This window comes from Rhodopseudomonas rhenobacensis, assembly GCF_014203125.1.
Taxonomy (GTDB): domain Bacteria; phylum Pseudomonadota; class Alphaproteobacteria; order Rhizobiales; family Xanthobacteraceae; genus Rhodopseudomonas_A; species Rhodopseudomonas_A rhenobacensis.
In genome coordinates this window covers 26,702-41,667 of the sequence record NZ_JACHIH010000039.1, presented here as the reverse complement: position 1 = coordinate 41,667, position 14,966 = coordinate 26,702, and the positions used below count along the sequence as shown (strand labels likewise).

At 64.3% G+C, this 14,966-nt stretch carries 11 protein-coding genes, 1 tRNA gene and 4 pseudogenes; 7 read left to right on the top strand and 9 right to left on the bottom strand.

Features of this window, described 5'->3' with window-relative positions:
- Nucleotides 1–93: 93 nt before the first annotated feature.
- Nucleotides 94–543 (bottom strand): annotated as a pseudogene (locus HNR60_RS21515) (ATP-binding protein); the annotation flags it as partial.
- Between the two features lie 157 nt (nt 544–700).
- Between HNR60_RS21515 and tnpB the strand changes: the two are divergent.
- Both tnpB and HNR60_RS24270 read left to right on the top strand, forming a co-directional pair.
- The gene (gene tnpB / locus HNR60_RS24520; protein ID WP_430695021.1) at nt 701–835 is read left to right on the top strand and encodes an IS66 family insertion sequence element accessory protein TnpB; all 135 of its coding nucleotides are present in this window, start codon (nt 701–703) and stop codon (nt 833–835) included.
- Nucleotides 836–917: 82 nt separating this feature from the next.
- Nucleotides 918–1,283, top strand: a pseudogene (locus tag HNR60_RS24270) (transposase domain-containing protein); the annotation flags it as partial.
- Nucleotides 1,284–1,800: 517 nt separating this feature from the next.
- Here the strand turns inward: HNR60_RS24270 and HNR60_RS21500 are convergent.
- Nucleotides 1,801–2,046: a conjugal transfer protein TraD gene (locus tag HNR60_RS21500; RefSeq protein WP_184261947.1), complete on the bottom strand. Its 246-nt coding sequence runs from the start codon at nt 2,044–2,046 to the stop codon at nt 1,801–1,803.
- A 1-nt stretch (nt 2,047) separates the two neighbouring features.
- Nucleotides 2,048–2,374 (bottom strand): conjugal transfer protein TraD, encoded by a 327-nt coding sequence (locus HNR60_RS21495; protein ID WP_184261945.1) that lies wholly within the window; start codon nt 2,372–2,374, stop codon nt 2,048–2,050.
- A 172-nt stretch (nt 2,375–2,546) separates the two neighbouring features.
- Here HNR60_RS21495 and traA point away from each other — a divergent pair, with 172 nt between their 5' ends.
- Nucleotides 2,547–5,570, top strand: a complete 3,024-nt coding sequence (traA, locus tag HNR60_RS21490; RefSeq protein ID WP_184261942.1) for a Ti-type conjugative transfer relaxase TraA — start codon at nt 2,547–2,549, stop codon at nt 5,568–5,570.
- Between the two features lie 191 nt (nt 5,571–5,761).
- Nucleotides 5,762–5,977: a helix-turn-helix transcriptional regulator gene (locus tag HNR60_RS21485; protein WP_184261940.1), complete on the top strand. Its 216-nt coding sequence runs from the start codon at nt 5,762–5,764 to the stop codon at nt 5,975–5,977.
- A 309-nt stretch (nt 5,978–6,286) separates the two neighbouring features.
- Here HNR60_RS21485 and HNR60_RS21480 read toward each other — a convergent pair whose 3' ends face one another.
- The 5 genes from HNR60_RS21480 to HNR60_RS21460 form a co-directional block, all read right to left on the bottom strand.
- Nucleotides 6,287–7,576, bottom strand: a complete 1,290-nt coding sequence (locus tag HNR60_RS21480) for a tyrosine-type recombinase/integrase (RefSeq protein WP_184261938.1) — start codon at nt 7,574–7,576, stop codon at nt 6,287–6,289.
- 164 nt (nt 7,577–7,740) lie between these two features.
- Nucleotides 7,741–7,830: transfer RNA gene (locus tag HNR60_RS21475), tRNA-Ser, on the bottom strand.
- Between the two features lie 496 nt (nt 7,831–8,326).
- Entirely contained in the window at nt 8,327–9,799 is a 1,473-nt protein-coding gene (gene otsA, locus HNR60_RS21470; protein ID WP_184261936.1) for an alpha,alpha-trehalose-phosphate synthase (UDP-forming), read from the bottom strand.
- A 160-nt stretch (nt 9,800–9,959) separates the two neighbouring features.
- Nucleotides 9,960–10,763 carry a trehalose-phosphatase gene (gene otsB, locus HNR60_RS21465; RefSeq protein ID WP_184261934.1) on the bottom strand — a complete coding sequence of 268 codons (804 nt, stop codon included), beginning with the start codon at nt 10,761–10,763 and terminating at the stop codon, nt 9,960–9,962.
- 4 nt (nt 10,764–10,767) lie between these two features.
- Entirely contained in the window at nt 10,768–12,237 is a 1,470-nt protein-coding gene (locus HNR60_RS21460) for an MFS transporter (RefSeq protein WP_184261927.1), read from the bottom strand.
- 330 nt (nt 12,238–12,567) lie between these two features.
- Between HNR60_RS21460 and HNR60_RS21455 the strand changes: the two genes are divergently transcribed.
- Together HNR60_RS21455 and HNR60_RS21450 are read left to right on the top strand one after the other, a co-directional pair.
- Nucleotides 12,568–12,978 (top strand): DUF3175 domain-containing protein, encoded by a 411-nt coding sequence (locus HNR60_RS21455; protein ID WP_184261925.1) that lies wholly within the window; start codon nt 12,568–12,570, stop codon nt 12,976–12,978.
- Between the two features lie 157 nt (nt 12,979–13,135).
- Nucleotides 13,136–13,249, top strand: a pseudogene (locus HNR60_RS21450) (DUF3175 domain-containing protein); the annotation flags it as partial.
- 136 nt (nt 13,250–13,385) lie between these two features.
- Here HNR60_RS21450 and HNR60_RS21445 read toward each other — a convergent pair.
- Nucleotides 13,386–13,982: pseudogene (locus HNR60_RS21445) on the bottom strand (methyl-accepting chemotaxis protein); the annotation flags it as partial.
- 452 nt (nt 13,983–14,434) lie between these two features.
- On the opposite strand from HNR60_RS21445, the gene HNR60_RS21440 reads away from it, so the two are divergent.
- Nucleotides 14,435–14,920, top strand: coding sequence for a 2Fe-2S iron-sulfur cluster-binding protein (locus HNR60_RS21440; protein WP_184261923.1), 486 nt, complete (start codon nt 14,435–14,437; stop codon nt 14,918–14,920).
- Nucleotides 14,921–14,966 lie beyond the last annotated feature (46 nt).

Sequence of the window (14,966 nt, the reverse complement as noted above, 5' to 3'; positions counted from 1 at the left end):
ATCGGCGCACTCCTCGGCAACTTCTCACCCACCGAATGCGCAAACTACTTCGTCAATTCCGGATATGCGTCAACGTAGAATCATCGTGCTCTAGCGGCCGTCGCCGCGGGCCAGCGCGAGCGCTTCGAACAGGCGGGGCACGCGATCGTATTGGACCGATCGATTGTCTCGGCAGGCCTCGTGGCCAAGCGCACAGGCAATCCAGCTTTTGCCGAGCCCGGTTGCCCCGGTGATCAGCAGGTTCTCATGACGGTCGATCCAATCGCCGGCGATCAATTTGGCGAACACGGTGCGATCGATGCCGCGCGGCGTGCGCAGGTCGATATCTTCCACGCATGCGTTTTGGCGCAGGGCGGCGAACTTGAGACGGGTGGTGAGACGTTTGGTGTCGCGCTCTGCGGCTTCGCGATCGACCAACAAACCGATGCGCTCCTCGAATGACAGCGCGTCAAGATCGGGTGATCGTCGTTGTTCCTCCAAGGCCTTGGCCATGCCGATCAAACCGAGCGTGATCCGGCGCATCGAAAATCCCTCGGTAGGCATCGGGATTCCTCATCGATTGAATGAGAAACCCGTAACCCGGTTGAGTTGTCGGCCGAAGCGTCCGGCACCCACACAATGGGTCCTCACGATCCCCTGAAATCCTTGCTCACGATCCCGCGAAATCCCTGCTCACGATCATCTGAAATCCGTGCTCACGATGCCGCGAAACGCGCAGCGCACCGACCCGGTGAAACTGATCTACTGGGACGGCACGGGAGTGCGTCTGTTTGCCAAGCGGCTCAAGAACGGTTCGTTCTGCTGGCGAACGTGCAGGACGGCCTCATTCGCCTGACCGCGGCACAGCTGTCGGCGCTGCTCGAAGGACTTGATTGGAAGCGTTCGCGAGACGCCGCGACGCGTGATGTAATCGCATCATGACGACGACGGCCGACACGCTTCCTGCGATCCCAGCACGCTAAAGGCGATGCTGCTGACCGAACAGGCGCGCCACGCGGCTGGAGTAGATCATTAGGGAGTTGCAGCGTCATCATGTTGACCGCGGGCCGAAACGGTGCTCGAGGACCAGTTGCTGCTCGGCCTGGACGATGTCGAACAGATCGAAGCGTGCAGCGATGCCGCGACCGATGCTGGAGCGATCCAGCCGGGCCGCCAGGCGCCGCAACAACAGAAGAGCGCTGCCGGCGCATCTGCCGTGGATCGAGATGCTGGTCGACATCGGCGATCATGCCTGCCCGTGCTGCCAGCACGCGCTGGAGCAGATCGGCGAGGATGTGAGCGATTACGATCTTCAATCGAGCGGCACGTCGCCATTTGTCGAAGGCGGCTCTTCCACCGAGGTTCATCGAAGACAGAGAATCCTCTCCGGCGCAGAAGCCGTATCCACCGAACGAGCTCGACTCATTCCGCTCCAGACGAGCACTTCAATATCAACGAGGTCAACCGCCGAAAGGGCCGCTCGCCCAGGCTCGATGCCAACCGGCGGCGCGACACGATAGCGATCCACTCATACGCGAGCATCTCACCTCGGCGATCCGCGATTCCATCTTGCGGCGTTTGCTGATGGGAGGGATCGATGAACAGACCGCGCGATGATCTTCAGGTCGACCTGTTACGGCCGGCGTTTGCCTGCGATCTCGCGGCGGATGTCGCGGATGTCGCGGATGATACGCCCTAGCCTTTGTGCGCGGGAATTTGAGCTCGCGGCGAGCGCGCTTGAACTGATGGGCATGGGTATAGCGTCCAATCATGATCCTGAATCGCATCCAATGCGTTCAGCTAACGTACCATTATCGCGCGTCAACGATCTTTTGGAACGTGCCTTGCCGAGTCCATTTCGAAAGCCTCCTTTCCCTTTGCGGCCCAGAGCGCTCGGGCCTGTTCGCCTTGATTGCTTTTGAGCTTTTCGGCCATCCAGAGCAGCGCGCCGAGGATAATGGCGCGGTCGCCGCCGGTCAGGTCCACGATCCCGGCTTTGACGACGAGGCCGCCGAGTTCGATCAGAAGCCGTGTGCGCTTGCGGCGCTCGACCTGCCATGTTCGCATATCATGTCGCGCCTTTGCGGCTTGGTGCCGGTTGCGCGCCGCTTGGTTGCGCAGGAGCGCCGTCCGTGTTGCCCTCAGTTGTTGGTGCATTTCGCCGCGACCGGCTCTGAAAGAACGCGGCCCCGCGCTTCGCCCAGGCCTCCCTCTTTCCGGCATCCTTGGTTTCCGCCAGCACGACAAGCGCGCCGGCCAGTTCGTCGGCGTCCAGAACGTCGGCGCCGGTGGCGATCACCAGTTCGCCGAGTTGCTGCACCTTGCGGGTTTTGAGGTCTCTGGCCTTTTCTTCTAGCGCCTTCAATTCGGCATCAAAGTCGCGTGGCTTGCGCATCGTCTTCTCCACAAGTTGTCGATGCAGCGATGATAGTTGAGCGCCTTGCGGAATGCCGTACGGTCACCGGGACGGTTTGAGACGGCGTAGTCCCTCCCGAGAATTTTTCGAGGGAGGGCGCGCTTATACGTCGTTCCGACGTGCGCTTCGTCGTGCCACTGATCTGATCGCGATGGCGATCTATCATCTTCACGTCAAGGTCATTGGCCGCAAGTCCGGCTCCAGCGCGGTAGCGTCGGCCGCCTACCGCTCGGGCTCGCGGCTGCGCGACGAGCGCCTGGACCGCAGCCATGACTTCTCTGCCAAGCGCGGCGTCGTCCATTCCGAGGTGATGATGCCGGAGAATGCGCCGGCGGCATGGAGCGACCGCGAACGGCTCTGGAACGATGTCGAAGCCTTCGAGGTCCGCAAGGATTCGCAGCTTGCCCGCGAAGTGGAGTTCGCCATTCCGCGCGAGATGACGCAGGCGCAAGGCATCGAACTGGCCCGCGACTTCGCGCAGTCCGAATTCGTTGACCAAGGCATGATTGCCGACGTCAATGTGCATTGGGATATGGCCGAGGACGGCATGCCCAAACCCCACGCCCATGTCATGCTGACCATGCGTGCGGTGAACGAAAACGGCTTCGGCCAAAAGGTGCGAGACTGGAACCGCACCGAGATGGTCGAGCGCTGGCGGGAGCGCTGGGCCGAGATCGCCAATCAGCGGCTGGCCGAACTCGACATCGACGCCCGGATCGACCATCGAAGCCTGGAAGCGCAAGGCATCGGGCTGGAGCCGCAAAGCCAGATCGGCGCGGCCGCGCAGCGGATCGAAAGCCAAGGGATCGCAGGGCAAGGGATCGAGGCCGCCGCCAATGTCGCTGATCGGGCCGAGATGCACCGCGAGATCGCGCGCGGCAACGGCGAGCGCATTATTGCCGATCCTTCCATCGCAATGGACGCCATCACGCAGCAACAATCGACCTTCACGCAGCGCGACATGGCGAAGTTCGCGCACCGGCACAGCGACGGCATCGACCAGTTCAACGCCGTCACGGGCGCAATGCGCGGCGCGCCTGATCTGGTCGAACTGGGCAAGGACGGACGGGGTGAGGATCGCTTCACAACCCGCGAGATGATCGAGACCGAACAGCGCCTGCACCGCGCCGCCGAGCGGATGGCGAAGCGGGATCGTCATGAGGTGCGGGACGCTGACAGGTTGGCGGCGCGGGCGCGGGCGGAAGCGCGCGGTCTTGTGCTTTCGGCGGAGCAGGCCGACGCCTTGGCGCAGGTGACGAACGGTCGCGATCTCGGCGTCGTGCTCGGCCATGCCGGAACGGGGAAGAGCGCGATGCTGGGCGTGGCGCGGGAGGCATGGGAGGCGGCGGGTTACGAGGTCCGGGGCGTGGCGCTGTCCGGCATCGCCGCCGAGAATCTGGAAAGCGGATCTGGCATTACGTCACGCACCATCGCCGGCATGGAAAATGGCTGGGGACAGAGCCGCGACCTGCTCAGCGAGCGCGATGTCCTGGTAATCGACGAGGCCGGCATGGTCGGCACGCGGCAATTGGAGCGCGTGCTGTCCCATGCCGCCGAGGCTGGCGCCAAGGTCGTGCTGGTCGGCGATCCGCAACAGCTGCAAGCAATAGAAGCGGGCGCGGCGTTTCGGTCGATTCATGAGCGCCACGGCGGCGTCGAGATCGGCGAGGTGCGCCGCCAACGCGAGGATTGGCAGCGCGACGCCACGCGCGACCTGGCGACCGGAAAGACCGGCGCAGCGATCCATGCCTATGCGAGAGGCGGCATGGTGCATGTGGCGGGGTCCCGCGAGCAGGCGCGCGACGATTTGATCGAGCGCTGGGACCGCGACCGACAGGCATCGCCGGACCGCAGCCGCATCATCCTCACCCACACCAACGACGAGGTGCACGCGCTCAACGAAGGGGCGCGAGAGCGGATGCGTACCGCAGGCGATCTCGGCGAGGATGTGCGTGTCACGGTGGAACGCGGCGCGCGCAGCTTCGCCAGCGGGGACCGCATCATGTTCCTGCAAAACGAGCGCAGTCTCGGCGTGAAGAACGGCACACTCGGCACCATCGAACAGGTCAGCGCGCAGTCCATGTCGGTGCGTATCGACGATGGCCGTTCCGTTGAATTCGACCTGAAGGATTACAACCGCATCGACCACGGCTATGCCGCGACCATTCACAAGGCGCAGGGCATGACAGTGGACCGGACCCATGTGCTGGCCACGCCGGGCATGGACGCCCATAGCAGCTATGTCGCGCTGTCGCGACATCGCGACGGCATGAACCTGCATTATGGCCGTGACGACTTCGCCGGTCGGGACCGGCTGGTCCGCACCCTGTCGCGCGATCGGGCCAAGGACATGGCGTCGGATTACGAGCGCGCCGACCCGATTCAGGGTTATGCCGAGCGTCGCGGCATCAATTTCCGCGAGCGTGTCGCCGAGATCGTGCGCAAGATCGTGCCCGAGAGGGTGCGCGGTATGTTTGACGGCCTGCGCTTTCCTGGAGATGTGCCCGGCCCGGATGGCGAACGGAGGCGAGAGCGGGAAACGCCGGAAAGGGAAAGCGCCACGGCGGCGGTCCGGCGAACGACGGATGCGCCGGAAAGGACCGTGGCGGAAGATCCGGAAAAGGAATTGCGTCGCATGCGCACCCGAGCGCTCGTCCGCCATGCCCGCGCCGTGAATTCGATCTTCGAGATGCAGCAGCAGGGAGGCAAGGCCAGCCCGGAGCAGGTGAAGGAATTGCAGGAGGCCCGCAATGAGTTCGAGGCGGTACGGCCCTATGGATCGCACGACGCTGAAGCCGCCTACAAGACGAACCCGGAACTCGTAGAGCTAGCCGCTTCGGGCAATCCCGCCCGCGCGATCCGCGCCCTCCAACTTGAAACCGAGCTGCGCACCGACCCCGCCCGGCTCGCCGACCGCTTCGTGGAACGTTGGCACAAGCTCGACCAGACCAGCCAGCGTCAGTATCAGGCCGGCGACATGTCCGGTTACAAGACCACGCGGGCAAGCATGGGCGACATGGCCAAGAGCTTAGAGCGCGATCCGCAGCTTGAATCCATTCTCGCGGGCCGCAAGCAGCAACTCGGCATCCAGTTCGAAACAGGCCGCCGCCTCGGCCAGGAATTGGCATTCACCCACGGCATCGACCTCGGCAGAGGCCGGGGCATCGGGCTCTGATCTGATGCATGTCATTGGCCCCAAACCTCTCCGCACCTTTGGCGGCGTGCATCGATCCGCCGATCAGAAGTATTTGCCGCCGATTCTACGCCCGGTTTCGCCGACGCGAAAAATACTCTTGCGTGCGCGTCACTGCTTGCTCTGACTGGATCAAGAGCAGTCAGAAACAACCGGCAGGATGTAGCGAAGCCATGCCCGAACCAGACCGTATCGTTCGCCTGAAAACCGTCCTTACCCGGACCGGCCTGTCCCGATCCACCATCTACCGCAAGATCACTGAGGGGACATTCCCGGCCCAGATCAGGATCAGCGTCAACGGCGCGGGCTGGCATGAATCCGAAATCAATCGCTGGATCGCAGATCCCGTCTCATGGCGTCCGAAACACGAGTTCGATGAGGCTCGTTGAGGTGGGTGGTTGTACCATTTTCTCGCCCGGGTGCTTGAGGCTCCGCAGCCAAATCCGATGCTGGAAAGTCCGCACGCCTTGCAGCGGTCCGCCAGCCCCCATCGACAGGACTTCGGCAACGTCCAGCACCGTCTTGCCCGCGCCACCGGGCGTGTTGGAGACGTAGGGCGGTGGGATAATGCACAGCTTCACCTCCTACCCGTTTCGGCCAGGACGGCATCTGCGCGGGACGCAAGCGGCGTGTCGCCGACGTAGACGACTTTCAGATCGCCGCGTTTTATCTGACGCCCTGCTTCTCCGGTTTCATGACTACGCCCGGAACGCCACGACGGTGTCACCGCTGCTGAAAGGTCGTGCGCAATAGTCGGCCCAGTCCTCCATCATCCGGTTGCGCAGGTCGAGGAACGTCGTGCGCCGATAGGCCGCGACCACTTCGTCGCTGACCTTGTGCGCGAGCGCGGCTTCGGCGACGGGATCGTCATAGCCGTGCTCTGCAGCCCAATCGCGGAACGACGACCTGAAGCCGTGCGGAACGATTTCGCGGTCGAACTTGGGATCGATCCAGCGCCGCTCCAGCTCATTCATCCTGTCGATCACCGCGGCCATCGAAGCGTCACTCAGTGGCTTGCCTTTGGTGTTGGGGAAGATGTACTCGCTGTCATCCTTCTTGGCTTCCATCCGATCAAGCACGGCGAGCGCCGCCTTGCTCAATGGCACTCTGTGTTCGGCATCGCTCTTCATGAGTGTGGCCGGAATCGTCCAGACCGATGTCTGCCGATCGATCTGGTCCCATTTTGCCGCGACTGCGTTGCCCGGCCTGACGGCCGTCAAGATTTGAAACTCAAGAGCCGCCGCAGCGGCACCGTCACGCTCGCGAAGCTTGCGCATGAAGTCGGGCAATTGCCTGTAAGGCAGCGCCGGATGATTGCGGACCTTGCGAACCTTCGACGTGGCCGGGAGCAGATTATCGAGATGCCCCTTCCAGCGTGCCGGGTTTTCGCCATTGAACTCGCCCTTCGCCTTGGCGGCGTCAATCACCTGCTCGATGCGACTGCGAATACGGGTGGCCGTTTCGGTTTTGCTCGCCCAGATCGGCTCAATGACCCGCAGGACCAGTGTCGTATCAATCGCGCCGATGGGAAGCTCACGGATCGTCTTGCAGTAGTCGTTCTTGCTCGGCTTGCCCTTCTGGTCGATGCCGAGCAACGTCATCACCCATTGGTCGGCATGCTTGGCGTTTTTCCAGCCTGCCCGATTGGCTTTGATGAACCGCTTGGCCGCCTCTCCGAACGTGATCGCCTTGGCCGCGTCGATGCGGGCGGCGGCTTCCGCTTGGCGCTTTGCCTGGATGGGGTCGCCGCCATTGCGGCGGACCTTGCGCGCTCCGGTCGCCTTCTCTCGCGCCTCTTCGAGGCCCACGTCACGCAGCGAACCCAAGCCATGCCAATGGGTGCGGCCGTGGAGCTTGTATCGAAACAGCCAGCTCTTTGAGCCGCCCTCGGCGATCTGCAGATAAAGCCCGCCGCCGTCAGCGTGCATACCTCGCCGAGACAAATGCTCGACCGTCTTGACCGTTAGTTTTCCGAATCCCCGCGCCATAAGCCGGCACCTTGGAGCTACATACACCTTTACATACACTTAGGCGTGAGATCTGGCGAGACACGGTGGAGCGGAGTGGCACGCCAACCCCTTTGTACAAGGCTGATATTACTACGATTTATGGCCGAAATTGGGATTAAATGGAATGTCGTGAAACAGTATTCTGGCGGAGAGAGTGGGATTCGAACCCACGGTACGGTTTCCCGCACACACGCTTTCCAAGCGTGCGCCTTAAGCCACTCGGCCATCTCTCCGTGCGCCTTCTCATGACGGGGCCGAGGGATTTTGGCAAGGGATGCCGCGGCAGATCGCGCGGTTTTCCATAAGCCTATGGTTTATCTTTTGAATCCGGCGCGCCGGGACGCCGGCGGCGGCAGCCCAGCCATTCGGCGCGCGGCCTTGGGCGTTTCGCAACGCGTGCGCGCCTGCGATTCCTTGCGAAAGCGCCGCATCGGCCGCGGCCAACTGCGTCGGCATCTCTTCCGAACCTTGGCGAAATCACCAGATGGAACAGCTGCAGCTCAAGGCACGCCTGGCAAAGCGCGGTGCGCCGGCCGAAGAGCGAAGCCACCCGCCGAAGAGCGAAGCCACCCAACGGCTATGCGCGGAGCTGCGCTCTGTACTGCTCCGTCGCAAGAGCTGCCCGCAAGGGAGCTTAAGCGCCTGGATCCCTTGCGACATCCCGGCCATGCGACATTCCGGCCAAGCTCTCATTTCGGCTGGTCTTCACCGCCCATCGCGGCGCCGACCCTAATGAAACCGGATGGTGTCCCGGCCGAGCACCGAGCGCAGCGGCCACAGATCCGGCGGCTCCGCCACTTCGATGGCCTGCTCGGCCTGGTCGTTGACCGCATGGGCGCTCTGCAAGGTGGCGAGAAAATCCTCGAACCAGTGGTGGATCGAGCCGATCCGCAGCTTCTCCATCATCGCTTCCCAGCGCATCCGCCGCTCGATCAGCGGCATCGCCAGCGCGGTCGCCAGCGTCCGCGCCATGCCCTCGACGTCGTGCGGATTGACCTGCAGCGCGGTCTCCAGTTCGTCGGCGGCGCCGGCGAATTTCGACAGCACCAGCACGCCGGGATCGCCCGGGTTCTGCGCCGCGACGTATTCCTTGGCGACCAGGTTCATGCCGTCCTGCATCGGCGTCACCAGGCCGACCTGCGCGGTGCGATAGAGGCCTGCCAGCACGGTCTGGTTGAAGCCTTTGTTGAGATAGCGGATCGGCGTCCAATCGACCTCGCCGTGACGGCCGTTGACGTCACTGACCAGGCGGGCGAGTTCGGACTGCAGCGTGCCATAGGCTTCGATGGTGCCGCGCGACGGCGTGGCGATCTGCAGCAGCGAGACCGCGCGCAGCATCGCCGGGTGGCTGGTCAGCATCTGGTCGAAGGCGGAGATGCGGTTGACCAGCCCCTTGGAGTAATCCAGCCGGTCGACGCCGATGATCAGCTTCTCGCCGTTCAGGCTCTTGCGCAGCCGCGAGACGTCGGGATGCGAGACCGCCTTGCTGGCCTGCTGGGCGAATTTGTCGACGTCGATGCCGATCGGGAACACGCCGCAGCGGGTGGTGCTGGTGGAAGATTTGATGGCGTGGCCGGCGACGTCGAGGCCGAGCTCGGACCCGACATAGCCGAGGAAATTGTCGAGATCGTCCTCGGTCTGGAACCCGATCAGGTCGTAAGCCAGCATGGCTTCGATCAGTTCGCGGTGGTGCGGCACCCCGCTCATGATGGTGGCGGTGGGCCACGGCGTATGCAGGAAGAACCCGATCGGCTCGGTGACGCCGAGTTCCCGCAGTTCGGCGCCGAGCGCCAGGAAGTGATAGTCCTGCACCCAGAACGCCGCCTCCGGCTTGCGGAAGCGGAGCAGCGCGCGGGCCATGAAGGCGTTGACTTCGCGGTAGGATTGGTAATCGTCCTGCGTCACCCGAACCAGATCGAGGCGGGAATGCAGCGCGGGCCACAGCGCCGAATTGGCGAAGCCTTCGTAATAACCGGCGTAATGCGCAGAAGGCAGATCGACCATCGCCAAGGCGCCGGTGCCCAGCGCCTCGACTTCAGCAAAAGGGTCCTTGTGGGCCCCCTCGCGCACCCGGCCGCTGGAACCGACCCAGATCGCTCCGGATTTCTCGACGACGGGAAGCAGCGCCGCGGCCAGGCCGCCGGTCATCGGCTCGTTAGCCGCAGCGCGCGCTACCCGGTTTGACACGACGATGAGCTTCACTGGGGTCCCCTCCCGGCTTTCCGCACAATGGGCGTTTGGAAAGATAAACAGCTGTTCATCAATATCGTTCCGGGAACTTCCAGGCGCATTGCGGCGGGTTCAAGTCTTCAATCGGGCGGGAACCGGAAAAATGCTTGGACGCGAGGATGAGTATCGCCGCTCAGCCGCGTTGCAGCAGGCTCGCCAACCAGGCGCGCACGTCGCGCGGCTGCTCGAAATGTCCGGCCACGCCGCGGCTGTGGCGGCCGACCGAAAACGCAAATCCCTGCAGATCCGGCATGATCGCGAACACCGTCTCGTCGGTGACGTCGTCGCCGATGAACACCGGACGGCGGCCTTGGAACGGCGCGTGCTGCATCAGGTCCAGCACGCCGGTGGCCTTGGTGAATCCCGCGTGCTTGATCTCGCAGACCGATTTGCCCGGCAATACTTCGATCGGCGCGCTCGGCAATTCGGCCCGGATCAGCGCCACCGCTTCGTAGATCGCCTTTTCGGCGTGCGGCGCCAGGCGATAGTGCAGCGCCAGCGAGTAGCCTTTGTCTTCCAAGAGAATGCCGGGGCTGAGCTTGGCGATGGCGGCGAGCCGGCCTTTCAGATCCTTGTCCAACGGCGGCGCCTGCGTCGGCATCAACTCGCCGTCGCCGGTCAAGCGCATCTCGGCGCCGTGGCCGCCGACCCCGGGGAACCGGACCGGAGCGAAGATCAGATCGATGTCGTTCAACGAGCGGCCGCTGACCAGGGCCATTGCGCCTCCGGTTCGCGCATGCAGCCCGGTCAGCGTCGCCTCTAACCCCGGCGGCACCCAGACCTCGCGCGGCGTCGGCGCCAGATCGAGCAGCGTGCCGTCGATATCGAGCAGGATCGCGCAATCCGCCAGCGGCGGCAGAATCTCCAGCGGCACCGGGTCGAATCGCAGCGTGGCCGCATTGTCCTGGCGCGGCTGGTGGGCGAGATCTTGCTTCATTTCATTACTCCACGGTGGCCAGTGGACGCGCCACTTGCTCCAGCGATTTTCGTTCGGCGGCGATGCCGTAGCGGCGCGCGATGATCGCCGCGGCGATCATCAGGCCGGCGCCCAGAAGATAGCCCGCGAACACGCTGTTGCGCGAGCCGGTATCGACCAGCGCGCCGAACAGCATGGGACCCGCGACGCCGCCGATTCCGGTTCCGATGGCATAGAACAGCGCGATCGCCAGCGCCCGGACTTCGAGCGGAAAGGTTTCGCTGACGGTGAGGTAGGCCGCGCTGGCCGCCGGTGAGGCGAAGAAGAAGATCACCATCCAGGCGATGGTCTGGGTTTGGGCGCTGAGCGCGCCGATCGAAAACAGATACCCGGATAAAGCCAGCAGCACGCCGGAGGTTCCATAGGTCAGCGGGATCATCACCCGGCGTCCCAGCGTGTCGAACAATCGGCCGAGCAGCAGCGGGCCGAGGAAGTTCCCGGCGGCGAACGGCAAAATGTACCAGCCGACCTGATTGGAGGCGATGCCGAAGAAATCCGTCAGCACCAGCGCATAGGTGAAGAAGATCGCGTTGTAGAAGAACGCCTGCGCGGTCATCAGCGACAGCCCGACCAATGAGCGCTGCCGATACAGCGTGAACAGCGTGTGGGCGACCTCGCGCAGCGGGGTGTGGCTGCGCATCCGAAGCCGGATGGTCGGCAGCAATGTGGTCACCGGCGGCGCGTGCGCGGTGCGCTCGATGTCGGCGATGATCGCCTGCGCGCGCTCCGGCTGGCCGTGGATCATCAGCCAGCGCGGGCTTTCCGGAATCCACATCCGCATCAGCAGCACCCCGAGGCCGAGCACGGCGCCGGTGAGATAGGCCAGCCGCCAGCCGTAGTCCGGGCTGATCACCGCCGGATCGAGCAACGCGATCGCCGCCACCGCGCCGAGCGCTGCGCCGACCCAGAAACTGCCGTTGATGACGAGGTCGGTGAAGCCGCGGTAGCGCGCCGGCACCAGCTCCTGGATCGTCGAGTTGATCGCGGTGTATTCGCCGCCGATGCCGGCGCCGGTGAGAAACCGGAACAGCGCGTAGCTGCCGACGCTCCACGACAGCGCTGTGGCGGCGGTGGCGCTCAGGTACAAGGCCAGGGTGATGAAGAACAGTTTCTTGCGGCCGATGCGGTCGGTCAGCCAGCCGAAGCCGAGCGCGCCCAGCACCGCGCCGGCGAGGTAAGCGCTGTTGGCGAAGCCGACGTCGAAATTTGAGAACTGCAGCGAGCCTTCCTTCAGCGCGCCGGATAGCGCGCCCGCCAAGGTGACTTCGAGCCCGTCGAGAATCCAGGTGATGCCGAGCGCCACCACGACGCGGGTGTGAAAAGTGCCCCAGCGCAGCCGGTCGAGCCGCGCCGGAATATCGGTCTCGACCACGCGGTCGGATCCCGCCGATGTGCCGACAGGCGTTACGCTCGCGACGCTGCTCACTCCGGCCATTCGACGTCACCCCCGCGGCGTCAGCGATGCGCAGGCCGTCCTGTCGCAGCTGATGGACAGTTCAACCGGGCGACGCGGCATCGGTTCCCCGTTCAACAAGGTGGAGCCTTGTGTCCCGGACGCGAGGCCGCGTCCTTCACGCGGCGTCGCGAGCCGGGACCGTAACGAGCGCCACGTTCCGAAACGGCCCCGGCTCTGTAGCGCACCACGCCGCAAAGGCGGCGCGCTGCGCTGCGTCCGGGGCACGCTCGTCCAAGGAACGGACTCTATCTGCAGCCGTTGCCCGACAAAGCAGGGAGACGCGTCATGGCTCGACCAACGGCATCCGGCATGTCCAAGAAAACCAGCGCCCGCAAGACCGCGGCGAAAAAATCTTCGGCGCGCAAAACCGCGAAGCGCAAGAGTTCGTCCCGCAAGACGTCTGCCCGCAAGGCACCGACACAAAAAGCCACTACCCGCAAGTCCGCCAGCCCAAAGCGCTGGTCGCAGCGGGTCACCGAGGAGAGCGACGCGCTGGACTTGAAGCAGGGCGTGTTCACGCTGCATGATCCAAAAAAGATCGCGGCCTCATTGAAGCGATCGGCCGAAACCAGTTCGCGGCGCAAGACCGGCGCCTACCGCTCGGCGCTGTCGATGCTGACGTTCTACGTCAACCGCGCCGGCAAGACGCTGCCGAAGACCCAGCGCGACCGGCTGGAGCGCGCCAAGGACGAATTGAAGCGGCAGTTCGGGCGGGAGTAACAGCCCAAATCTGTAGCCCGGGTGAGCGTAGCGAACCCGGGGACGGAGCCAAACCACGACGAGGCGCTCCCTCGTGATTCCCGGATTTCGCTTCGCTTCATCCAGGCTACAGGCTACAGGCTTCCCGGATTTCGTTTCGCTTCATCCGGGCTACAGGCTGTCGATGCTGACGTTCTACGTCAACCGCGCCGGCAAGACGCTGCCGAAGACCCAGCGCGACCGGCTGGAGCGCGCCAAGGACGAATTGAAACGGCAGTTCGGGCGGGAGTAACAGCCCAAATCTGTAGCCCGGGTGAGCGCAGCGACACCCGGGGACGGAGCCGACCGCGACGAGGCGCCCCCTCGTGATTCCCGGATTTCACTTCGCTTCATCCGGGCTACAGGCTGATCGGGCTACGGACTAACGACTACGCCGCGCGGATCGTGGCCATGAAGCGGTCGAGTTCGGCGCGCAGTCGTGCGCTTTCCGCCGACAGGCTCTGCGCCGAATTCAGCACCTGCGCCGACGCCGCGCCGGTCTCGGCGGCGCCGCGGTTGACCGCGGTGATGTTGCCGGCGACCTGCCGGGTGCCCTGCGCCACGCTCTGCACGCTCAAAGCGATCTCGCGGGTCGCCGAGCCCTGTTCGGTGACGGCGCTGGCGATGATCGAGGCGATCGACGAAATCTGCCCGATGGTGTCGCCGATCTGCTGGATCGCCGCCACCGACTCCTGCGTGGCGTTCTGCATCTCGGCGACCTGCGCGGAAATCTCCTCGGTGGCCTTGGCGGTCTGACCGGCCAGCGACTTCACCTCGGAGGCGACCACCGCGAAGCCGCGGCCGGCGTCGCCCGCGCGCGCCGCTTCGATCGTCGCATTCAGCGCCAGCAGATTGGTCTGTTCGGCGATCGCGGTGATCAGCTTGACGACGTCGCCGATCTGCTGCGCGGCGTGGCTGAGCTTGCCGATCCGCCCGTCGGTGTCGCGGGCCTGGCCCACCGCGCCGTCGGCGATCCGGCTGGAGCCGAGATAGGCCAGCCCCATGCTGATCGCGGTGATGCCGAGCACCACGGCGAAGCCGAGCGTGACCTTGCCTCGAAACCGCAGCGTCGGAAGCAGCGCGGGCCGCGATGCTGCCCCGCCGAGATGTTGCTCCGTCACGTCGCGCTCCCCCACCGTCCCGAGCTCCGGAAGCCACCCGGAGTATCGCGCAACGTTAGGTGACAATGGCTAAAGCGACGTAAAGCGCAGGTTGCGCTGCGATACGGCGTTGCGCGATGGCGCCGCGGCCGGCGGCGGCGACCGCCGCAGGGCAGCACGATACCGCCGTTTGCGGATTCTTCCGTCACGCCTCTGTTATCGCCGCCCGGGGGGCGAGCTTGATGACGCCGCTGCGACGGGGCACGCGAAAATCCCAGTTGCAAAGTCGCCGCGCAGTGCTTCTAATCAGACTAATTAAAAAGTAGCGGGAGGTTTGGGTGGCTAACGTCCAATTAACGGTCAATGGCAAGGCGGTGTCCGCCGACGTCGAGGATAGAACGCTCCTCGTCCAGTTGTTGCGCGATCACCTGGGGCTGACCGGAACCCATGTCGGCTGCGACACCAGCCAATGCGGCGCCTGCATCGTCCATATCGACGGCCGCGCGGTGAAATCCTGCACCACGCTGGTCGGCCAGGTCGACGGCGCCAATATCACCACCATCGAGGGGATTTCCAAGGGCGACGAGCTGCATCCGATGCAGGCGGCGTTCCGCGACAATCACGGCCTGCAATGCGGCTATTGCACCCCGGGAATGATCATGTCGGCGATCGACATCGTCAACCGCTACGGCGCCGACCTCGACGAGGACACCGTGCGGCACGAACTCGAAGGCAACATCTGCCGCTGCACCGGCTATCACAACATCGTCAAATCGGTGCTCGACGCCGCCTCGCGGATGAAGCTGTCGATCGCGGCGGAATAAGCGGCGCGGTTAGCGCTGCTGATCGCTTGAGCGATCGACCACAATG